Here is a 24072-nt window from a genome sequence, read left to right as displayed (position 1 = left end):
CAGTGCGCCTTGCAGACGATAGTAAGCCGGTACGTTATACAACGCACTCCCTGGTTCCAGTTGATCTAAAAACCATAATCGCTGCTGGGCAAACGATAAGGGCATGTAATCAACAACTAATTCGTTTTTCATCTCAATCCTCCTAATCCATGATGTTTATGACCTCATTATCTAAATTTCTCTTAAAATCATCTTTGAACGTTTAGCCCTTTGGATTTGCATTCCATCCACTTTGTGCTCGCTCTTATCTATTTGATCCATTTTTTTTGCCATTTCTAATAGATTAGAAGTTTCGAATAGTAAACGCAGTGGTATATCTTTATTTAACATTTTTCGTAATCTAGCAATACATTGTGTAGCTAACAAGGAATGTCCTCCACGTTTAAAAAAGTTATCATGAACACTAATAGAATCTATATTTAATAGCTCCTGCCATAAGCTAGCCAGTACTTTTTCTGTCGTCGTTTCTGGGCTAACATATTTAACTTTCATCAATGATGGACTTTGCTTCGGTTCTGGCAATGCTTTTCGATTCACCTTCCCATTTGCGCTAAGTGGGAGCTCTTCCATAAATTCAAAGAAGGAAGGAATCATATATTGTGGAACTTGGCGATTTAAAAAACTATGAATCTCTTGTACAGACAACGCGCTAACAGACTTGGCCACAACATAAGCAGCTAAATATTGTTCTCCTCGTTCATTTTCCTTCATCACAACATGAGCATTTTGTATTTTCTCATAGCTGCAAAGTATTCTCGTTATTTCTCCACATTCAATTCTAAATCCACGTACACTAACCTGATCGTCTGTACGTCCAATAAACTCAATATTTCCATCAGGGAGATATCTTGCTATATCTCCAGTTCGATATAACTTTTCATCACTTTTAAAGTCCAACGGATGTTGAACAAACTGTCTGTTTGTTTCCTCTTTATTGATATACCCTCTTGCTACACCAGCACCACCAATATAAATTTCTCCTGGTACTCCGACCGAAACTGGTTTTTTATTTTTATCTAAAATATATATGCTCGTATTGCTTAATGGCCTACCTAATGGAACCGTTGACATCTGATCACGATGATGAATCTGCTCTACTTTATATGTTAATACACCTACTGTAGTTTCCGTTGGACCATAATGATTAAAAACATCACATTGAGGGGCACGATCGAATATTTGCTGTACTAAATCCCAATCCAAAGCCTCTCCACCAGTAATCAACAGTTTTTTTGGTAAAATAGAAGGAGCATCACTCACTTGTATTAACGCTTTTAAATGGGATGGAGCAATTTTGAGCACATCAATCCAATGCTTGTCATAATATTGAGACAATGCATACACGTCAATACTTGTCTCATAATCCAGTACATGCAGTGTTCCACCAGTAGCTAAGGAAACATCTAATACAGTTTTGCTAGAATCTACAGTTGCTGGAATTACCATCCCGTAAGATAATCCTGACTCTAATTTATAACGTTCCTGTATACTTAAAACATAATTGACGAGACTGCTGTGCTCAATAACGGCCCCTTTAGGCTGTCCTGTTGAACCAGAAGTATATAATACATACGCAGCATTTGACGGCTTACTTTCACATCTAGGTTTTTCTTTACTATAATGACTGTATACATGACATTCCTTATCTAAAATAACAGCTTCACTTACCATCTCTATATTTGCTGCGATATGTTCTTGTATTAATAACAGTTTCACTCTCGCATCTGTTAACATAAAAGCCATCCGATCTTTAGGAAGTGAAGGATCTATAGGTAAATAGACACCACCCGCTTTATGAACGGCCAATATGGATACAATCATCTGCCAAGAACGATCGATAAGAAGTCCAACGACCACTTCTGGACCTACCCCTCTCTGTTGCAGTAGATGAGCGAGTTGATTGGCCTGAGAGTCTAATTGTTTATATGTTAGTACTTTGTCATGATGAATAACCGCAGGTTGATCAGAACGTATTGCAACGTGCTGTTCAAATAAATCATGGAAGCAAGATTCCGGTCTTTCTTTCCTTTCTGTAAAACTCCATTCTTTAACCATTCGCTGTTGTTCTTCCGTAGTCATGTAACAAAGTTCATCTATCGTTTGCTTACAGTCACGAGCCATTTCAACTAAAATGTTTGTCCAGTGACCTATCATTTTTTGTATCGTTGATGGTTTAAATAAATCCGTACTATAATTAATTGTTCCGATCAATTTATCTTCTTGTTCCTCTACAGAAAACGTCAGATCATATTTGGTGAGGCCTTTATCAACAGGTATTGGTTCTAAAATCAAATCAGGTAAATCCAGCTCCTGTTTTGGTGCATTTTGTAAAATAAACATCACTTGGAATAGAGGCGAACGGCTTAAATCACGTTCTGGATGTAGTAATTCAACCAATTTTTCAAAAGGCACATCCTGATGAGAATAAGCTTGTAAAGTCACTTCTTTTACACGAGCTAACAGCTCCTCTATATTAGGATTACCTGAAACATCTGTACGAAGAGGCAGCATGTTTACAAAAAAACCAATCAATGACTCCGTTTCTTGATGTTTTCGATTTGCAATAGGTGTTCCGACGACCAAGTCGTCCTGACCTGAATAACGGTAAAGTAGTATCTGAAATGCTGCTAGCAATGTCATGAATAACGTTGTATTTTGCTGCTCACATAAATGATGTACATTTCTTAATACTTCCTTAGTCATTTCAAAAGGATATACTGCCCCTTGGTACTTATTAACAGGAGCACGCAAAAAATCTGTAGGAAGCTCCAACACAGGTATTTCTTCTGCAAATTGTTCCTTCCAATATGTCTCTTGTTTTTCCAGTGTGTTACCTTTCAGCCATTTTCGCTGCCAGTTTGCAAAATCAGCATATTGAATAGACAATTCAGGGAGATCATCTGCTGTTTTTTTGCAGTAAGCTTCATATCTTTCCATAAATTCCTTCACAAAAATACTTATGGACCAACCGTCAGATATAATATGATGCATTGTAAAATAAATAACATGTTCTTGTTCATCCAGTACTAACAATTTAGATCGAAATAGTGGTCCTTCTGTTAAACTGAATGGTGTTTGAGCTTCTTCATACGCTGTATGCATAACCATTTGTTCCTTCATCTGATCATCCTGATGCCTAATATCCACCTCTTCTATCATGGCGGAACTAGGTGGTTGTATCGTTTGAACTGGCTCTCCGTCTATCATATGAAATGTTGTGCGCAACGTCTCATGTCTTCGAACTAACTCATTTAAACTAAAGACCAAAGCATCCTTATAGAGCAAGCCACGTAAACGAAAAGCAGCTCTAATGTTATACAAAGAGCTATGTGGTTCTAATTGATCCAAAAACCAAAGACGCTGCTGTGCAAAAGAAAGCGGTATAGGTAATGTACGATCTATTGAATTTATAGGTGGAAGCTGCTCTTCTAACCCATCTTTTTTCGTATCATCTATCATTTTCCCGACATGAGCAATCGTTGGTTCTTTAAATAAATCTCGAAGTGATATTTCTACGCCAAATGTAGAACGAATATGAGATAATAACTGTGTAGCAAGCAGGGAATGCCCTCCTAACTTAAAGAAGCTATCATAGATACCAACAGATTCTACTTGTAGTATACTTTTCCATATCATTGCTAGATCTTCTTCTGTAGCTGTATTAGGATCTATCTTTTGTTCCTGAGAAGAATATATTTCTGGATCAGGAAGTGCTTTTCGCTCTACTTTTCCATTTACGTTTAATGGCAAAGCATCCATCAACACATACATGGCAGGTACCATCACTTGAGGGAGCTGCTCTTTCATAAAAATTTCAAGCAAACGCTCCACTTCTTTATGCTGTTGTTCCACTACCACATACGCTGCGATGCTTTTCCCTCCATGCTGTTTCTCCTTAAGTACAACAACAGCATCATTTACTAAATCATAACTGCAAAGTACCCTTTCTATTTCTCCAAGCTCTACTCGTACCCCATTGACTTTCACTTGGTCATCCATTCGCCCTATATATTCAATCTCTCCGTCCGCATTATACTTACCTATGTCCCCACTTCGGTACAATCTTTCCCCTTCATGTTGAAACGGACTAGAAATAAACTTATCTCTGGTCATGTCTTCTTTTCCTAAATATCCTCGCGCTACTCCCAAACCACCGATACATATTTCACCGGGAACTCCAATCGGCACAGGTTGCAAATGTTGATCCAATATATAAATATGTACATTTGCAATCGGTCTACCAATAGTAGGAATAGAAGAAGATGCATCTGAATGAACTTCGCCTGCAGTAGCTACTACCGTCGTTTCTGTCGGACCGTAATGGTTTATTAATGTAAAGGGTAATAGCGAATCGGGAGTACTTGTTAACTTTTCCCCACCTGTTAAAAGATAACGAAGCGAAGGTTGTGCAGGCCACTCCAACCTTTGCATTGATTTTGCTAGTGGAGTGGAGGCAAAACACATCGTTATCTTATGTTTTATGATCCAATCTCTCAATTTTGTAGGAGATAGACGTGTTTCTTCATCTGCTAATACAACCAAGGCTCCCACGGTTAAATAAGGCCACACTTCCCAAACGGAGGCATCAAACCCTAATCCAGCAAGATGGGAAGCCCTATCCTTTTCCGTCACATCATAAGCAGCTTGATGTGTAAAGATTAAATGACAAAGATTACGATGTTCGACCATGACCCCTTTGGGACGACCTGTTGAACCGGAAGTATAAATCACATAAGCAAGATGATTAGCGTTCACTTCCCTCTCCAACAAAGAAGTATTTTGCTCCTCTTTAAATATCTCCTGTCTACCTTGCTCATTAACATTAATCATCATAATTTCATCGGCTACTGCTAATTTTTCTTGTAGGTCAAGCTGAGTTAAGATGATTTTCACTTGGCTGTCTTCTACCATGTATAATAATCGCTGATTCGGATTAGATGGATCTAACGGGACATAAGCTCCTCCTGCTTTCCATATCGCCAGAAGACTAACAATCAAATCGATGGAGCGTTCCATGTACACACCAACTAATACATCCGGTCCCACACCTAAACGCTGCAAATAACTAGCTAACGATTCTGCTTGCTCATTCAATGCTTGATAACTTAACGATGTACCCTCCACCATGACCGCCGATCTTTCTGGTGTCCGCATGGCTTGAGCTTCAACCAACTGATGTACACATAGATCCTGTGGAAAATCTTTATCCGTATCGTTCCATTTTACGAGTATTTTCTCTTTTTCCTCTGCGGTTAGTAACGGAAGATCACTAATACGCTGAGACGGATCTGTTATAATACCTTTTAATAACACTTCGAACCATTTCATCATGTTCTTGATGGTATGTTGCTCGAATAAGTCAGCTCTATATTGCCACTTCATCACCAATGTTTCACTTTGATCAATAACATCTAAATGAAGATCAAAATCAAGTGATTCAGGAACAATTTCATAACTAGAAATGTGCAAATCAGATAATTCTATGGTCTCAAAAGGATTTTCTAGCAGTCCCATCGAAACTTGAAAAATAGGATGATGTCCACTATTTCTTTCTGGCTGAAGCAACTCTACTAATTTTGAAAAAGGATACTTTTGATGTTGAAATGACTCAAGTACCGTTAACCGAACACGACCTAATACATCACTAAATGCAGGATTACCCCACAGCTCTGTTTTTAGGGGAATGGTGTTAATAAAACACCCCAAAAGTTCATCAGTTCCTTTCATGCCCCGTGTCATTACTGGTGTTCCTACAATCATGTCATCTTGATTTGTAATGCGATGTAAAAATACCTTGTAAGCAGTTAACATCATCATGAATAGTGAAACACCATTCTCTCTACAAAGTGTTCGCAACTGTTGCGTTATCTCCTCGTTATATTGAACTGTCTGTAAAGCACCTCGGCCTGTAGAAAAATCAGATCTGTCAACATCTGTTGGCAGCTGCAGAATAGGTATATTGTTACCTAATTTGTTTCTCCAATATTTTTCGCTTTGAGCAAAATCTAAGTTATCTCTTTCCCAAGTTGCATAATCTTGATACTGAATCTTAAGTGGCTCTAACCCCTTTAGGTTCTTATTTTTAAGCTGTTCATATAGCTTTCCCCACTCCTTAATAAATAAAGGAACAGAAGCACCATCAAAAATAATATGATGAATACAAATAAAAGCCACATGTTCTTCTTTGCCACATTCATTTAATTGAATTCGAATAAGAGGACCGTTTTCCAACGAAAATGGTTCACCTACAAATTGTTGAGTAAGCAGATGCAATTGCTGTTCACTTACATCATTCAACTGATTATAGGAAATGGGTACATGCCAGTCTTCGTGTTTTATTTGACTAGGGTTATTTTCATTGATGTTTATGGTCATGTTCAAAATGTCATGACGTTTCATTAACATTTGCATAGAAGACTGAAAAGCTTCACGATCCAACGTTCCTTTCATATGAATAGCAAAAGCAACACAATTTTGTAAATCTTCATCACTCATTTTTTCTGCTAACCATAATGATTCTTGTGCAAAGGTGAGAGGGTAAAACTCTTTTTCCCCCACAGGAGTAATCTCTGATGTCTCTGTCGCACTCCAGCGCTTAACACTTTTTTGACTTGTCACTTCTTCATATTTTTGTTTAATTTGCATAGGAGTTGGTGCCTTGTCAAACTCTAATACAACTCCTTTATAAGCAACTTTAATAGACATAAAAAACACCTCGTTTGCTAGCATTCTATTTATGTTTCGTCTTAACACCTATAAGACACTATATTTTTCGCGAATAGGTCGAAATGCTTTTGCAGATATCTCCCTTGTTACATCGGTTTTAATATAATGAAAGTCCGCGCCTTCGTCTGTAAGCAAATTGTCAACTGCTTGGATTAAACTATTTGCCAATTTTCCGTCTGGATGAATGATGATTTCCGTCATCATTTGTTTTAATTCCACTGGTATCTCATTCATTTCATTCAAATTTTCAAAAGTCCAATGCAATAAAGGAGGCCACTTATATTTCAATAAAAATAAAAGCTTAATCAGACTCATTAACATTTGAGAAGTTACAAGGTGGGTATTTAATTTATTTCCTCGCATCATCGTACGCTCTATTCTTTTTGCCCCAAATAAAAATTCGAAATAATGAAGCTTTAACCTTTGTTCACGAACTTCTGGATCCATCATAATGATTGGAGTTAACAATTCATCCATACGCTGCTGTGGATCATAAAGAATCGTACATTCCTCATATGGCCAATGCTCAACATCTTTGCATGAATTTATTTTGGCTTTGAAATCATCTTCAGAAAAAAATAAAAATTCAATTTGATGTTCTTCATTTTCATAAAATGTATCTTTATCTGTCAGCATACTATAGTATTCATTTGTCACTACTACCTCAACATCATAGTCAGATAATACATCACGATAAGAACGTGAACTTGAGCCTACAAGCACTACACCAATTACATTTGGATTTGTTTCAAATTGCTTACAAGATTCATATAATATATCAGTAATATTTATACACTCCTTAGTTTTTGTTTCTGCGCATTTGCAATCTCTTTTGTACTCTTTGCTGCAACAAGGTTTGTTTTTTCTCCTCCCCTTGATTTAAATACGCCGTTATAGATTTAATGGTAGGATACTCTAATAAAATACTTGGAGACAAATGACGCTGTAGGCGATCTTCTATTTGTTTTTGCACGGTCATAATTAATAAAGAATCTCCACCCAAATCAAAAAAATTATCATCGACATTAACATGGTCTACATGCAACACCTCGCACCAAATTGCGGTTAATATAGACTGATATGACGAATCCTGCTCAACTACTGTTTGTCTATGATGTTGTTGTGAATGAAATTGTTCTAATATAGCTTGCCTATTTATTTTCCCATGTGAAGTCATCGGAAAATGAGCTAACTGCTTAAATAGACTAGGCACCATATACGCTGGCAGCTTTTGTTCTATCCAAGATTTTAATACATGGATAGGCAATGAATCTCTACTAACATAGAAACATATCAATCTTTTATATCCAGGAATATCCTCTGCTGTTAGCACAGCACATTCCAGAATTTCAGGATGCGTTAAAACAACTTCTTCGATCTCGCCTTTTTCGATTCTATATCCTCTAATCTTCACCTGATCATCAGAACGACCATGAAATTCAATCATGCCATCTAACATCCATTTACCTAAATCACCTGTTCTGTACAACCTATCACTTGATTTTTTAGAAAATGGATGGCGTACAAAAGACGCTTTGGTCTTATCTGGTTTATTAAGATATTCTTTTGCCAGTCCATCCCCGCCTAAATAAATCTCACCGATAACACCGATTGGAACGGGTCGCATCTGTTCATCCAATATATAAGCTTTTGAATTTGCAATCGGTGGCCCTAACGGAATAGATTTAGCTGATTGTGGAACGTCTTCTACCCTATAACAACAAGAAAAAGTCGTGTTTTCTGTAGGACCATATCCATTCACGATTGCACCTTTTTGCACATATTGAAGTGCATTACGTATATGAACAACGGATAAACTATCTCCTCCAACTAGAAGATTGTGAACAGAACTCAAACTTGCAGGATTTATATCCATAATTTGATTAAACAAAGGACTCGTTAAAAACATAGAAGTAATCTGATATTCATTAATCGCTTTTGCAAGCTTTGTTGGTGACAGTACTGTATTTTTATCAACCAGAACCAGTTGACCACCATTTAAAAGGGCACCCCAGATTTCAAAAGTAGCAGCATCAAAAGAAAGAGGAGCAATTTGCATAAATCGATCTTGATCATTTAAATGTACATAATTCGTATTTTTGACAAGTCGTATCACTCCACGATGTGGTACCATAACACCTTTGGGTTGACCTGTTGAACCGGATGTGTAGTTAACATAGGCAGCATCTGTTGATTCAATCCTATTGTTTAAATTGCTGCTGTCTTCTTCTTCAAGCTTAGCCCAAACTTGATCCATATCTATGACTTGTACTCCATCCCTTAACATTTCTTGCTTTATATTTCCTCTAGTAAAAATAACGGTTGGCTTAATATCATCTAACATATAGCGAATTCTAGCTTCAGGATAACTAGGATCAACAGGAGCGTATACTCCTCCTGCCTTTAAAATAGCAAGAATACAAATAATCATCTCAGGACAAGAAGCCAACATTAAAGCTACCTTATGATTCTGTTCAACATTGTATTTACGGAGAATATATGCTAGTTGGTTCGCTTGTTCATTAAGCTTTTTATACGTCAATTTCTCCTTGTCAGAACTAAGTGCAAGGTTGTCAGGGTTGGCTGCTACTTGTTCTTCAAAGCATTCATGAATACATAGATGTTTGGGATAATTCCCCTCAGTATGATTGAATTCCTCAATCACCCTATATTTCTCCGTATCATTTAAAATAGTTAACTCACAAAGAGGGGTATCTACCGCTTTAGTTAAAACATCTTCAACAAGAGTTTTATAATGATGCAGTATATGACTAACGCTATGTTGATTTAATTTGCTGCTTGCCGCATTGATTTTTAGCGATTTCGTTTCCTGAATCTCTACAGTTATAATCAGATCACAATCTTTTAGATAGACATGGCGGAAACACTCTTCTATGGAGGTGATTATATTGTAATCGCAAATAAACGCTGTGCTGAATGGAACTATATGATTTGTTTTTCTTGCATCAAATAAAGTGTTCTCAACAACCTTTACATACGTTTCCATCGTTTCCTTTTCATCTACGGCAACCTCTATTGGATATACTAAAAGCTCATCACATTCCTTGTTATATAAACATGAGCCATACGTCACCTGATAAAAACCACTGTAACGATGAAGCAGCAATGCCCACAATGCATGTAACATAGTTTCCAGATGTAATGGATCATGAGCAAAGACATGCAATGGAAAATCTATGGATTCCATATAGATTTCTGTGGGTTGATTCACTTCATCACGCCAAAATTTAACTTCTGGTAATTCAATCCAGTCGCTTGTTTTTTTCTCCACAAGCTTATTTTGCCCTATCCTTTGCTCGGTCAATGAACGTACCATTAGTTCCTTTTTCCTTTCTATATAAAATGACTTTGTAAAAATATCTATGTTAAACTACTCTTAAGTTTTTTGCCCCTTCGGGAAGTCCATATTTATGATAATCAGACTCGGTAACGGTAAAGATTGCAATCTCCCCATCAATATCTACCTCATACACGTATTTTTTCTCGCTATTTTGCTTCGCTTTTTCTTCAAGAATAGAAATACATAATTCGGTTAATAATTGTGGAGTTAAAGCTTTAAAGCCCAAATCTAATGGAATTTTAATACCCAGCTGTTGCTCAGCATCAGATAATAAATGCAATACTTCCAAAGAAGTTCCTCCTAAAGTAAAAAAATCATCATCGACGGCAACACTGCTATTACCAAAGAAACTACTATAAATGTTGAGTATAATCGACTGAACCGTATCTCTATCAAACACAAGATTTGTAGAAGCAACAACTTCTTCTTTATCCTGTTTTCTTCTGACTGTTAGTGATTCTTCAACTTTTCGAATTCGCTCATTTAATGGAATTGTACTCACAACGACGCGACTAGTGTTCAACGTCAGCACTCTTTGAAATGCTAAAACTCCTGCTTCAGGTTTAATGCTAGTCTCCAAAATTGCTGCGCCAAAATCAGATTTTTGCACAGGAAATTTCCATGTATCCCAATTGACACTGATCCACGGCTGAAACCGATGATGTTGTTGGTATACACTAAACTCATCTTGAAAGCGATTAGCAGCTGCATATGCAGCAAATGTAAGGCCACCTAATAATGGCGATAAACTAGAGCAATTTAAGACAAAATCTATGGATACTCCTTTTAGAAGATCAGCTAGAATTAAAGTTCCCTGCACTTTTGAACTTAAAACCTCATCCACAATATCTTCTGTTGTCTCATTGATAAAGCGAAAATAACGACTGTCTGCAGCACCAGCTGCATGAATTACACCATGGAGAGCGCCAAATTCCTGATGAATATCGTTTAAACAGCTTTCCATCTCATTCCTATTTGCCGCATCCGCTTTTTTTACGACAACTTTTGAACCATAGTTCTTTATTTTTTCCAGCTGATTGACCCTGTGAACGGCTGTAGGGTGATCCTCACCTTCTAAAGAAGGAAATCCCGAACGACTAGTAAGGATAAGATTTGCCTGATATTCCTTTGCCAGGAATTCAGCCAAAGTCAGGCCCATTTTCCCTAAACCACCTGTAATTAAATAAGTTCCCTTTTGCCTTATAGGAACACTCTCCCGGTTTGGTTTGGATAAACTTATTTGTTTATATGCTGGTACAAGGCGATTTGCACCTCGATATACAACTTCTGAGTCTGATGTGTGAAACAGCAGTTCATTACACAATTGATCTATATGCAAATCAACATGTTCAGCTTTAGTAAAATCTATAGCACGTGTTCTCATGTAATCCAACTCTTGTGGAATGACTTTACAAAGTCCAAACAACACAGACTTTTCAATAGACCAACATTGATTTCCACCTGCTACTGCTTGAGCATCTGAAGTAATCACCCATAAGGTTACTTCACTTGTCTTCTGTTCCAGCGACTGGATTAAATACAATACACTCAAATAATCTTTTGATACTGTACCTTCAAAAGAAGAATCGACTTGTTCTGCATAACTCCAAAGATAGAACATATGATTAATGTTATCAGTTATGTCTTCCCCTAATGCTGTCATCAACTTCTGATAATGATCCGAAGCAGTTGGGTTGATATAATACGTTTCACGATCCATTTGCATAAATGTTTTTCCATGGAGCACTTTTATGACGCTAATCCCTGCATGCGTAAGTCGATCTATCAATTCATTACTAAACTGATCTTCATTCGCAAACACGATCCAACAAGAATTACGAAATGCTTCAAGCGATTCTACTTCTTTATTTGTAGCAGAACTTTTCTCCCAAGTGGGGATATAGAACCAATCATTTATCTCCATTTCAGATTCTAACTTATGCTCTAATTTTTTTTCTCTAGTCAACCAATAAGATTCTCTTTCAAACGGATAACTAGGAAGTGGCACTCTACTTCTTTGATCTAAAGTATAAAATGCATTCCAGTCCACTTCGTGATGATTCAGCCAACGATCGACCTGCTGTATCATGTTACTGTATGCTTCATCTTTATATGCATCATCCGCAACAAAGCACTTACTTGGTTGTTCACTATCTGAAAGCGCCTGTATAAGTTCATCTTTATTCCTGACTAAAGCTGCCCAGCGATGTGCGAAAACTGCACGACCCGTATTCAAAGTATAAGCAATATCCTCAAGCCTCATCGTTGGATGATGCTCCATTGCTTCTTTTAAGTTCCTTTTCATATTTGTTAGTGCTTCTTGACTCTTGGCTGACAAAGTGATCCATTCAAGGCTGTTATTCAACTTAACAGATGTCATTTTTTCTGGTGCTTGCTCTAATACAACATGGGCGTTGGTACCACCGATACCAAAAGAACTTACTCCCGCTCGTCTAGGCCCATCACTTTCCCAATTTGTATTTTCCCCACAGACATAAAATGGGCTATGTTCAAAATCAATAGCTGGATTAGGCTTTTCATAATGAACCGTTGCTGGAATCTTACCATGATGTAGAGATAAAACCGTCTTGATTAGTCCTGCAATTCCAGAAGCATGGTTTAAATGTCCAATGCTGCTCTTCACGGATCCAATTGCACAAAATTGCTTTTTATCTGTAAACATGCTAAATGCCTGCGAGAGTCCTTTCACTTCAATCGGATCTCCCAAAGGTGTTGCTGAAGCATGTGCTTCCACATAACTAATAGATTCAGCAGAAATATCTGCCATCCCTAACGCTGTTGCAATCACTTCCGCTTGACCAGAAACACTTGGTGCTGAATATCCAGCTTTATCGTTCCCATCATTATTTACAGCAGAACCTTTAATAACAGCATAAATAAAGTCCCCATCGGACAATGCTTCTTCCAATTTTTTAAGTACCACTACACCCAAACCGTTGCCATCCACTTGCCCTTTACTTCTATGATCGAATGGACGACAATAACCATCAGGTGAAAATATCATGCCCTCTTGATATAAGTATCCTTTTTTTTCGGGAATCGCAATATGAACGCCGCCTGCTATAGCTAAATCACTGTTACCTGACAGTAAACTTTGACAGGCCATATGAACAGCTACTAAAGAGGAAGAGCAAGCCGTTTGAATGGCAATGCTTTCACCTTTAAGATTCAATTTATATGCCACTCTTGTAGGTAAGAAATCTGCTCCATTCGTCGTATACTGTTGGAAAATTTCTGCAGGGGTACTGGCCTTGCCCTCTACTGCATCAATATAAGTATTCTTTCCACATGCAGCATATAAGGAGGCGATCCCATCATAACTGGTTATGTCATAGCCCGCATTTTCTAATGCCTGCCAAACACATTCTAAAAATAATCGATGCTGCGGATCTAACATTTCTGCTTCATGAAACGAAACGTCAAAAAATGCTGCATCGAACTGGTCAATATTATTTAATATTCCTCTGGATTTCAGCTCTTTATATTGGTGCACTTCTTTTTCATCATTACTAGATTCCTTGGACTCCCAACGTGTAATACAATCTTTATTTTTCATGAGATTATTCCAAAATTGATCTATATTTTCTGCCTGAGGAAATCTCCCCGCCATGCCTATAATGGCAATATCATTAGCGCACATCAAGTTCATTCCTTCCTGAAGTAAAAATATAACTTTCTATGAAGATAATGTATACTGGTTCATATATTGATGTAGAGAATGAACATCTCCTATCGAAATAACATTGAGATACCGATCCACACCTTTTACTAGACTAGTAAGAATTCTTCCTGGACCAACCTCAACAAATTGCTCAGCACCTAATTCCACACACTTTTTTATTGCTTTCTCCCAATAAACTGGTAAAGTAATTTGATGTTTAAAAAGTGCCTGGTATGTGTTTATATCTAATATCTTCTCTCCGTTAATACTTGAGATAAAAGTACATGTTGGTGGCGACATGGTTAGCTTATCTATACGATATGTTAGTTCATGTTGTGCATTTTCCATCAATGGCGAATGACAAGCTCCCTGTACATGAATGACATCCGCAATTGCCCGTGCATCTCTAGCACGCTGAACCACTTCCTCTACGGCTCGAGCTTGTCCAGAAACCACCGTTTGCTTAGGACAGTTATAGTTAGCGATACAGACCTCACCCAAATGACTAGATATTTCACTGCACATTTCTGCAACAACAGACTCATCTAATCCCATGATGGCCGCCATTCGTCCTTTGTTCCGTTCATTTACCTTTCTCATGGCTTCACTTCTTTGCAGTAAGAGCTCCAACCCTTGTTCCCAACGCAAACTACCCGCTATCACAAGTGAACTATACTCACCTAAACTGTGTCCTACTACAGCCCAAGGTTGTATCCCTTCTTCCACAAGATACATTGCAATCGCAGTACTTAAGGTATACAATGAGATCTGGGCAATCTCTGGCTGTATCATTTCTTCTTTATTACTTTCAAACATGTAATAAGGTAAATCGAGTTTGCTCACACTAGAAGCTTTTTCTATTTTATCTTTAATAAATGGAACCGACTCATATAGGTCCTTTCCCATACCTAAAACTTGACTCCCCTGCCCTGGAAACATAAAGACAGCATTCATATAATCCACCTCCCTAGATGATTCACTTATTAAACAATGTCAACTTCAACATAATCAGGAAATTGTTGAATATTTGCGAGATCACTTTCCATGGCAATCAAATCACCACTTTTACTCACGTCTTTAAAACCAGCAAATTTATAAGTAATATACATTTGACGATTTCTACCATTGGGTACAAATTGTGCAAACAGTCGTTTTTTGTTTTGTTTAGCTAACATCATAATATGATTGATAAGGATCGTTCCGACACCACGGCTCATCACCCTACAAGACATTAGAAGCAATTTAATGTTCCATTTGTCTCCCTTCATTTCAATAAGAGACAATCCAATCTTCCCATAAGATCCATATTTATCATTTAATTCCACTACAAGCAGCATAAAATCGTCAGACTTTCTCAATTGATCCAGCTCATCATACGAGTAAGTTACCCCCGTCGTATTCAGCTGGTTTGTACGCATTGTTAGTTCTTCTGCACGTTTTAAATCCTCTTCTTTTGCGTCTGAAATGATGAGCTTCATTTCTAATTCCTTTAAAAAAGAGTCTTTGGGACCTTTAAAATCACTCTCTGCTAACTTTCGATCCACCTCTGCCAAATACATTGATCTTCTTCGCTTTGATTCCTCTGTAATAAACTCTGGATTCATATCACTACGATCTAGTAAGTTGTCCGTTTCCGTTGCATCAATACAACGCACCTCTTTATGCGTAAACACAACTTCATCTCGCTCATACGGATCATCATCAATAAAAGCAATCGTATCGAGTCCAATATTTAATGATTCACTAATCGTTTTTATAGATTCAGATTTTGAATTCCATCCTATTTGGGGGTACAAAAATAAATCTTTAATACCAAGCTGTTCCAACTTCGTCATTGCCTTATCCCAATCATTTTTACTAGCAATAGATTGAAGTATTCCTCTTTCATCTAAGCTGTTCATCATATCCTTTATCTTTTCACGCAATACAACTTGCTTATCTTCTAACAAAACCCCTTGCCAAACCGTATTGTCCAAATCCCAAACAACACATTTTATTTTCTTTGTCTGTTGCTTTACAGTCATTTGCTTCATGAATATCACCTGTTTGTGTAAGATATAATAAAAATCACGATTTAGATTATTGATACTTTCTTCTCTGCCAACTTTGTCATATTGTCAATACTTTTAAAGTTATCAAGCGTTAAATCATCACTCTCTATATTTATATTGAATGTTTGTTCGAGAAACATCACTAACTCCATTGCAAACATAGAGCTAACAAAACCTAATTCAAAAATATCATCATCATTTTTTATATTATCTTTTTCCAATTTTTCTAAAACGTAGCTTTTAATGATTTCTTTTGTATTCATTTTTCCACCTCTATTTTTTAGTGTATATCAGTATTCGTTATAGGAGATTTATGCAAGAATAATATGCAATTACAAGTTAATGTTCAACATGTTTCCAGACTCGTATTTTCGTAGACCTCTGTTAAACATAATGATAGAAATCACTAGTAGAATAATGGTAACGAAACCTAGCATTACTAATTTAGATACATTTATCTCGCTTATTATCTCCACGGGTACAACAGAAATAAAACCAGCAGGTATAATAGTAAAAATAAGAAAATATCCTAGTCCTTCAAATATTTTTGTGGGATACATCGAAAAAGTAAGTAACGCATTTGTTCCTTGTTCTGTTAAAATCGATGCCCTGCCTATCCAAAATGCTGTGCTACTCAGTATGGATACGTAAGATACGATAATGGATGCAACGAATAAGGAACACAACATCCATAGTAAGATAGCTTGTATCGTATAATGCCCTGCAAGTATAAACATCGAAACACCAAACATAATATCTCCAATAGCCCCTACTGAACTCCTAGAAGCGAGTGCATAAAGTTGAACGTTTCTTGGCAGAGCTAGATAGTAATCCATCTGCCCTTCTTCAATAGAACTAGACAATCGTGTTCCATTACCAAAAAGCATGAATGCAATCCCAAATCCAGTGGTCACAATAGCAAATAGTAAGAACATATCATGTAATGCCCAACCACCTACTTGTTCAAACTGATCAAAAAATAACAGCCAGAATACAAAATAAATTGCATTATTAATCACCATCATAAATACCTGTATCAGAAAACTTGCTCTGTATTCCATGGCTGAAGATAAATTCAATTTCCAAACAGATAATAAGAATATTAACTCTCCCTTAATTCGTTTCAAAATCATACTAGCCTCCATTCACGCTTAATCTCCTTTTTCCTAACAAAAACAAAATTCCCAAAGTAACTCCTAACGCAAACATCCAAAGGAATTGTTGTAAAATAATATAATTGAACGTCTCCACTGAAAAGTTAATAAACAATTTAGCTGGAGCATATAAAATTAGTTGAAATGGAAGCAAGCCTGAAAATTCTTGAAGCCATTCTGGGAAAAAATCTATTGGAATAAGTAATCCTCCTAAAATGAATAAAATCTTTTGATAGACAAAGAAAAAACCACTTACTTCTTCCGTAAAAAAAGCTAAAAAGCTGATCATTGCAGTAATTAAGAAATCAATAATGATAGCAAATAGAATGGTAATCATCACAGGGAATACCACCCAAAGTTCTACAGCGGGAGGACCCACAAACAAGAACACCAGCGTACTGCCAGCTATTACATTAATTGCGAGGCGAATAATCGACTCACCAAATCCATTAAAAAAATGATAAAGAAGATAATTATAAGGCCTCCCTAGTGTATAAGCTAACGAACCACTAATCACTTCTCTTGAAATCACATTACCAATAGAAATTTTACTCATAATAATGGCTTCTGTAACGACTAAATACCATAACGTTTGCTCATATGTAATGCCTGCTATACTTTGATGATCAGCAAATGCAACACCCCATAATTTGATAAAAACAAATAATATAACGATCATAAATGTTGATCGATAGGCCATCTCACGTACATAGGCAAAAACATTTTTAATACTGACCCTAGTTACTGCTAAATATTTATCTATTTTCTTCCATACATTAGGCATTTTTCACTTCCTCCTGTGATGACTCCTGATAAATAGATCTAATGACTTCTTCCATAGAGGGCTCATTTATATTTAGATCTGCAACAGAATATTGCACCATTAAATGTTCCATGAGCTGTGAAATACCATGTTTAACTTTTAATTTCAAATTCATTTGATCAGCATAAATAATGTCAACATCGGGAGGTAAACTATTCACCACTGTCGGTTTTGTAAATCCAATTTCTACCACTTTATGATGGATAAAGCGTCTTTTTAGCTGATCGATATGATCGTCAAAAACCATTTCCCCTTGATTTATCACGATAACCCTATCGCATAATGATTCTATGTCTCCAACATCGTGACTTGTTAGCATCACGGTAGTACCCTCTGAGCGGTTCATCTCTAGTAAAGCTTCTCGAATTTGCTGTTTAGCAATAATATCTAGTCCTATAGTTGGCTCATCTAAAAATACTAATTTCGGTTGATGTAACAAGGATGCAGCAATTTCACATTTCATTCTTTGACCTAGACTTAGTTTACGAGCAGCAACATTTAATATATTTTCAAGTTGAAATAGTTCTACAAGTTTATCTAATTGTTTTTTAAATGCATTTTCCTCAATTTCATAGATTTTAGAAAACAAATAAAATGTATCAATAGGAGGAATATGATACCATAATTGTGATTTTTGTCCGTACACTGTTCCAATATGCCTAGTTAATTTACGACGTTGAGTAACTGGATTAGTACCTAAAACTTGTAACTCTCCTTCTGATGGTGTCAATATTCCTGAAAGCATTTTGATTGTTGTTGATTTCCCAGATCCATTAGGACCAATAAACCCTAGCATCTCACCTTGCTTTACCTGAAAATTTATACCTTTCACTGCTTTAATTGTTTGGTAACTAGGTTTCAATATTGATTGAATAGATCCTCTTAATCCCTTCTTTTTTTTCTTTAATGAAAATTCCTTAGTCAAGTTAGAAGTCCTTATAATCAAAATGAATTTCCCTTTCTATTAAAAATTTTCTGAATTAAAATTAAATATGGCACTTAACCCAACTAGTTAAATTATTTCTTCATCATGACACACTCCTTGCTGTTCATTATCTACCAGTGGTAATAACTACAAAAACAAAAATATACTTTTCCTATTATCTCTCTTTCAATAATGCAATTGTATAATTTTACATAGTTAAAAGTAACCATAATAGTTTAAATATATCTTTAAATAGAATAATATGGAGTTATAATTTGGTCAAGAACTATATCACAAAAATGTAAAAGAATTCATATTCATTACCCACATTAAATTCGGTTTAACTCTTAATTTTATAGATTTAACCGGAAGCTGATAATTCAAGTTGTACGCAAAAAAACTCCTGAATACGGAACATCCGTAAACAAGAGTTTAATTTCCTTTAACACAATATATTAAAACAGCTCTCTTCTGCCTTCAAGCGCTTTTGACAAGGTGACTTCATCGGCATATTCTAAATCTCCACCCACCGGTAACCCATGCGCTATTCGAGTCATTTTTATACCAAAGGGTTTCACCAATCGAGAAAGGTACATTGCTGTTGCTTCACCTTCAATATTTGGATTTGTAGCTAAAATTAGCTCTTTTACTTTTTCATCACTAAGTCTGGTTAAAAGCTCGGCTACCCGAATTTCATCTGGTCCAATTCCTTCCATCGGTGAAATAGCTCCGTGAAGTACATGATAATATCCTTGAAATTCCTTAGTGCGTTCCATTGCTACTAAATCCTTTGGCTCCTGGATAACACAAATGACGGAGGAATCTCTGCTTTTGTCAGTACAGATTCTACATGGATCAACATCTGTAATGTTACAACAAACCGAACAATAGTGTAAGTTCCTTTTTACATTCACCAATGCTTTTGCAAATTCAACAACATCTTCTTCTTTCATACGAATCACATGAAAAGCAAGTCTGGCTGCAGTTTTCGTCCCAATTCCGGGCAGACGAGTGAAAGAATCAATAAGTTTTGATACTGGCTCCGGATAATGCAAGGCGTTTAACTCCTTTAACAATAAAAAATGTATCCCATTTATTATTATTTCATATTTACACTATATTTTAAAGTAACCCTGGTGGTAATCCTCCTGCGAATTTACCTAAGTCTTCATTTGCAAGTTCTTCTGCTTTGTTTAATGCATCATTCATTGCAGCAACCACTAAATCTTGTAACATTTCAATATCGTCTGGGTCAACTGCTTCTGGCTTAATTGCTACATCAGTAACTTTTTTATCTCCTGAAACTGTGACTGTAACTACACCGCCGCCAGCTGTTCCTTCTACTGATTTTTCCTTAAGTTCCTCTTGCGCTTTTAACATTTGTGCCTGCATTTTTTTCACTTGTTTCATCATTTGATTCATGTTATTTCTCATGGTAAAACTTCCTTTCTATATTCAAATCATCTTTTTATCAAAATGGACATAACTTAGAGGGCTATCTCCTATCATATGTTTAAACAAATGATATTAGTTCTTCACTTTTCATCTTCTATTTGCACTAAGTCGCTGCCAAACAATTGAACGGCCTCATCAACCCAATCCTGCTTTGTTTCCTCATTTTTTTGATGTTCTGAAACTAATTCTAAGCTTTGAGACTGTTGATTTTTTTGAGTTTCTTGAGTACCCATGGATTGTACATCATGCCAGTCCTTTAACATGACTGTTTTGAGCTGGATGGGTTCATTATATACTTCATGGAGTACTTCTTCAATCATTTGTTTGTTCGTTTGTTTTTCTGTTGTTTCTCTATGAATGGTATTTTTGAAAGCAACCAATACAACGTTATTATTTATCGAAACAGGTTCACCATCCACTAACCAAGCATGTACCGTAATTTTTTTTGATTTAACTATATTTAATACTTGACTCCATTTTAACAGAATACGTTTAAAGGCATCCTGTTCTTTTTGGTTTAAAAAGACAAGCAATTTTTCCTTGGATTGAAGATTCAATTTCGTAATAGGTTGTTTAGTAGTGTTAACTTGCTTCTTTTCGCTAGTTTGTGTTGCTCGAGACTCAACCCCACCAGATTTCTCCCATTTGGAAATTTGTTTTTCTAATTGCTCAACCCTTTGAATTAAAGTTGCAAGGGAAGGGTCATTGTAATTAGGTCGGGTATTCAATTGCATATTTGTTTCTGCTTGTGATAAGGGTTCTTGTAAATGTACGTTGTTCTGCTCTTGAACATTCAAAGTACAAATTTTCATGAGTGCGATTTCTAATAAAGTTTGTGGATTAGAAGCGTATTTCATTTCTACTTGATACTGATTTAATGTATCAATGATTTGAAAAACCTCTTCATTCTCATATTCTTCGGCTAAATTAGAATAACTAGATACATCTAACACACGGTCTGTTACGTCCTGAGCCTGATCCACCATTTTTATGACCAATAAATCTCTGTAGTAATAAATCAAACTTTCTAAACATTTATCAGCATCTTTTCCTTCTTGCATCAGATGGCTGATCAGCTCAAGTATTTGACCTGCATTTTGTTCTTTTACTGCTTCTGCTATTTTTAAAAACTGACTGGACTCAATACCCCCTGTAGCTTCAATAACTTGCTCATACGAAATATGTTGACCTGAGAAGGATACAATTTGATCCAACAAGCTCAAAGCGTCTCTCATACCTCCATCAGATAAAAGTGCAATATATTGAAGTGCATCATCATCAATGGATATATTCTCTTGTTCACAAATAAATCTCATTCTTTTCTCTTGTTCTTCTATGGCAACTCTTCGAAAATCAAACCTTTGACACCTTGAAATAATCGTTGCTGGAATTCGATGAGGCTCCGTGGTTGCTAGAATAAAGATAACATGGGCTGGTGGTTCCTCCAATGTTTTTAAAAGAGCGTTAAAAGCTTCGGTTGTAAGCATATGAACTTCATCAATAATATAGATTTTATAACTTACTTCAGTTGGAGCATATTTCACTTTATCACGAATATCACGAATCTCCTCAACACCTCTATTAGAGGCTGCATCAATCTCCATCACATCCATAACTGCCCCTTCAGTGATTCTTTTACATGCATTACATTGATTACAAGGCTCCATTGCAGGTCCAGATTCACAGTTTAATGCCTTAGCAAATATTTTTGCAGTACTTGTTTTCCCTGTCCCTCTAGGCCCACTAAACAAATATGCATGTGTAAAACGATTTTCTTTTAAAGAGTTTTGTAGGGTTTGTACGATATGTTTTTGTCCTACTACTTCTTGGAAAGTTTGCGATCTCCATTTGCGATACAAGGCAATATGACTCATTATTTTCTCCGAGTTTATTTAGATTTTTTCTAATTTACCACTTCATATTATTATACTATAGAAGTATATTAAAGAAAACTCGCTGATTGGCGAACCTCTAAGGTGAAGACAGAAGGGTAGTTGCACTTATACTTTATTCATTAAAATATCTATAAATCCTTAAAGTGTAAAGAAAACTCGCTGATTGGCGAACCTTTAAGGTGAAGACAGAAGGCCAGTTGTCAGCACAAGATGTGCTGATGCCGATGTTCACCACATGGACGTGGTGTGATCTTAATCGGTCAGCACAGGAGGGGCTAATGTTTATATTCAAAATGAAAACCACTCATTTAACAGATAAACATGAGTGGTTTAATAAATTAAATTTTACTGTGGGTCGATCATAATCTGCCACGTCCTATGGCAATTCCGGCACCAGCTCATCCACGAACTGGCTACCTACCCGGAAGTGGCATACTAATAATGAAAGTGGTTCCAAAACCTTTAGACGATACTCTTATCGAACCACCAATGTCATGTATTATTCTTTGGCAAACAGATAACCCTAATCCCGTTCCATCTTGTTTAGTTGTAAAAAAAGGATCAAATATTTTATCCACTAAAAATGAAGGAATCCCTGGACCAGTGTCATGTATTTCGATACTTACCTGTTTATTGGCTTCATCAATTTTTTCTGTAATGCTTAAAGTTCCTCCATCAACCATGGCTTCAATTCCATTTTTGCAAATATTCAGACATACTTGTTTAATTAACTCCGTATTAGCTAATATAAATGGAAGATTACTTGCAGAGTGGTACTGTACTTCAACATCATGTAATATCGCTTCGTTATGTATAATAGGTTTTATTTCTTGCATTACTTTAGATAAATCTACTTGTTCAAATACAAAATCTCTAGGCTTGCTTAACAATAAAAACTCACTAACTAATCCATTAATCCGATCGATTTCTGTGAGCATAATATTCGTAAACTCAAATTCTTGATTCATTTCATTTTCTTTCAGTGATTTCTTAATGACCTGTAAAAATCCCTTAATTGAAGTAAGTGGATTTCTAATTTCGTGTGCAGTACCTGCTGCAATTTGTCCTATCATTGCCAAACGATCACTTCTTTGAACCTGCTCTTCAAGTGATCGTAAATTGGAAACATCCTTCAATATGATATAAGCTCCTACAGTATCACCATTGCTGTTCTTTAAAGTATTTGAATCCATAAGCAACTCAAACCTTTGTGAATCATTAATCCACGATACTGCATGGTTTTTTGTTACTAATCCTTCTAGAACAGTACGTTGTACCAATTGATACTCTCTTGGGACGGGCTTAAAAATCTCATCTAATGATTTATCAATAACTTCTTCTTTTTTCATCCCAAATATGGTACAAGCCATATCACTAATATCGATCAATTGAAATTCTTTATTAATTAGTAAAACACCTAGATTAACATCTTTCATAAAGGTTGCAGAAAAATGTTGAATTAAGTTTGAGTTATGTAAGTCATATAACATAACTAAATATCCTTGGTGTTGATCATCATGAGTTTGTAATGATATCACTGAATATGTCGTTTCAATAGTGGTTCTGTTCTTAGTGTAGATGCTTAGTTTTTTATTATTTTGCAAAGTCTGAGCTAAATTCATTAGAGGTTCTTGGAAGTGAATAATGTTTCTTATTTTAATATTGTTAAGTTCATCAATATCAACATAACCACTAGCCGATAGAAATACTGAATTACTAAAAGTAACCTCATCTTTCTCATTTATGATTAACATAGATGTACTTTTAACTTCAAGGGAGTTAAGTAAATTTTCTATCGTATATGGGAACTTTAACGTAACTGGAGTATGCAATACTTCAACCTCCCATTCCAACAAATTCCATCGTATATCAATAGTTAATTCTACCTTTGTATAGAAAATTCCTCCTTATTCCAAAAAAATCTCACATGGTAAGTAAATCCAAAAAAGGGAATCATTTTTCTATAAGAAAACTTTTATTTCAATTATTACAAGGAAAAT

At 36.0% G+C, this 24072-nt stretch carries 15 protein-coding genes; 1 reads left to right on the top strand and 14 read right to left on the bottom strand.

The window, feature by feature from the left end; genetic code table 11:
- Nucleotides 1-171: 171 nt before the first annotated feature.
- The 13 genes from ERL59_RS19440 to dnaX all read right to left on the bottom strand — a co-directional run bounded on the left by ERL59_RS19440 (nucleotide 172) and on the right by dnaX (nucleotide 22051).
- Nucleotides 172-6705, bottom strand: coding sequence for a non-ribosomal peptide synthetase (locus ERL59_RS19440; RefSeq protein WP_160647907.1), 6534 nt, complete (start codon nucleotides 6703-6705; stop codon nucleotides 172-174).
- Between the two features lie 48 nt (nucleotides 6706-6753).
- Entirely contained in the window at nucleotides 6754-7449 is a 696-nt protein-coding gene (locus ERL59_RS21190; protein ID WP_160647906.1) for a DUF4037 domain-containing protein, read from the bottom strand.
- Between the two features lie 76 nt (nucleotides 7450-7525).
- The gene (locus ERL59_RS19430; protein ID WP_160647905.1) at nucleotides 7526-10063 is read right to left on the bottom strand and encodes a non-ribosomal peptide synthetase; all 2538 of its coding nucleotides are present in this window, start codon (nucleotides 10061-10063) and stop codon (nucleotides 7526-7528) included.
- A gap of 49 nt (nucleotides 10064-10112) precedes the next feature.
- The gene (locus tag ERL59_RS19425; protein ID WP_160647904.1) at nucleotides 10113-13748 is read right to left on the bottom strand and encodes a type I polyketide synthase; all 3636 of its coding nucleotides are present in this window, start codon (nucleotides 13746-13748) and stop codon (nucleotides 10113-10115) included.
- A 36-nt stretch (nucleotides 13749-13784) separates the two neighbouring features.
- Nucleotides 13785-14723 carry an ACP S-malonyltransferase gene (locus tag ERL59_RS19420; RefSeq protein WP_160647903.1) on the bottom strand — a complete coding sequence of 313 codons (939 nt, stop codon included), beginning with the start codon at nucleotides 14721-14723 and terminating at the stop codon, nucleotides 13785-13787.
- A gap of 29 nt (nucleotides 14724-14752) precedes the next feature.
- A complete protein-coding gene (locus ERL59_RS19415) occupies nucleotides 14753-15802 on the bottom strand; it encodes an HAD-IIIC family phosphatase (RefSeq protein ID WP_201763644.1) in 1050 nt (349 codons plus the stop codon).
- A gap of 41 nt (nucleotides 15803-15843) precedes the next feature.
- Nucleotides 15844-16083 (bottom strand): acyl carrier protein, encoded by a 240-nt coding sequence (locus tag ERL59_RS19410; protein WP_160647902.1) that lies wholly within the window; start codon nucleotides 16081-16083, stop codon nucleotides 15844-15846.
- A gap of 69 nt (nucleotides 16084-16152) precedes the next feature.
- Nucleotides 16153-16947, bottom strand: coding sequence for an ABC transporter permease (locus tag ERL59_RS19405; RefSeq protein WP_160647901.1), 795 nt, complete (start codon nucleotides 16945-16947; stop codon nucleotides 16153-16155).
- Between the two features lie 7 nt (nucleotides 16948-16954).
- The gene (locus ERL59_RS19400; protein ID WP_160647900.1) at nucleotides 16955-17758 is read right to left on the bottom strand and encodes an ABC transporter permease; all 804 of its coding nucleotides are present in this window, start codon (nucleotides 17756-17758) and stop codon (nucleotides 16955-16957) included.
- Nucleotides 17751-18722: an ABC transporter ATP-binding protein gene (locus ERL59_RS19395; protein ID WP_235929968.1), complete on the bottom strand. Its 972-nt coding sequence runs from the start codon at nucleotides 18720-18722 to the stop codon at nucleotides 17751-17753. Before ERL59_RS19395 ends, ERL59_RS19400 begins: the two co-directional genes overlap by 8 nt.
- 455 nt (nucleotides 18723-19177) lie before the next feature.
- Complete coding sequence (recR, locus tag ERL59_RS19390; protein WP_160647899.1) at nucleotides 19178-19777, bottom strand: recombination mediator RecR; 600 nt, start codon at nucleotides 19775-19777, stop codon at nucleotides 19178-19180.
- Between the two features lie 67 nt (nucleotides 19778-19844).
- Entirely contained in the window at nucleotides 19845-20156 is a 312-nt protein-coding gene (locus ERL59_RS19385; protein WP_160647898.1) for a YbaB/EbfC family nucleoid-associated protein, read from the bottom strand.
- A 101-nt stretch (nucleotides 20157-20257) separates the two neighbouring features.
- Nucleotides 20258-22051 carry a DNA polymerase III subunit gamma/tau gene (dnaX, locus tag ERL59_RS19380; protein WP_160647897.1) on the bottom strand — a complete coding sequence of 598 codons (1794 nt, stop codon included), beginning with the start codon at nucleotides 22049-22051 and terminating at the stop codon, nucleotides 20258-20260.
- A gap of 200 nt (nucleotides 22052-22251) precedes the next feature.
- Here dnaX and ERL59_RS19375 point away from each other — a divergent pair, with 200 nt between their 5' ends.
- On the top strand, nucleotides 22252-22437 hold the full coding sequence (locus tag ERL59_RS19375) for a hypothetical protein (RefSeq protein WP_160647896.1): 186 nt from the start codon (nucleotides 22252-22254) through the stop codon (nucleotides 22435-22437).
- A 48-nt stretch (nucleotides 22438-22485) separates the two neighbouring features.
- On the opposite strand, the gene ERL59_RS19370 is transcribed toward ERL59_RS19375, so the two are convergent.
- Entirely contained in the window at nucleotides 22486-23904 is a 1419-nt protein-coding gene (locus ERL59_RS19370; RefSeq protein WP_328699984.1) for an ATP-binding protein, read from the bottom strand.
- Between the last annotated feature and the right edge of the window lie 168 nt (nucleotides 23905-24072).

The organism is Chengkuizengella marina (assembly GCF_009910845.1).
GTDB lineage: Bacteria > Bacillota > Bacilli > Paenibacillales > KCTC-33759 > Chengkuizengella > Chengkuizengella marina.
This window is presented reverse-complemented; position numbering and strand designations above follow the sequence as displayed.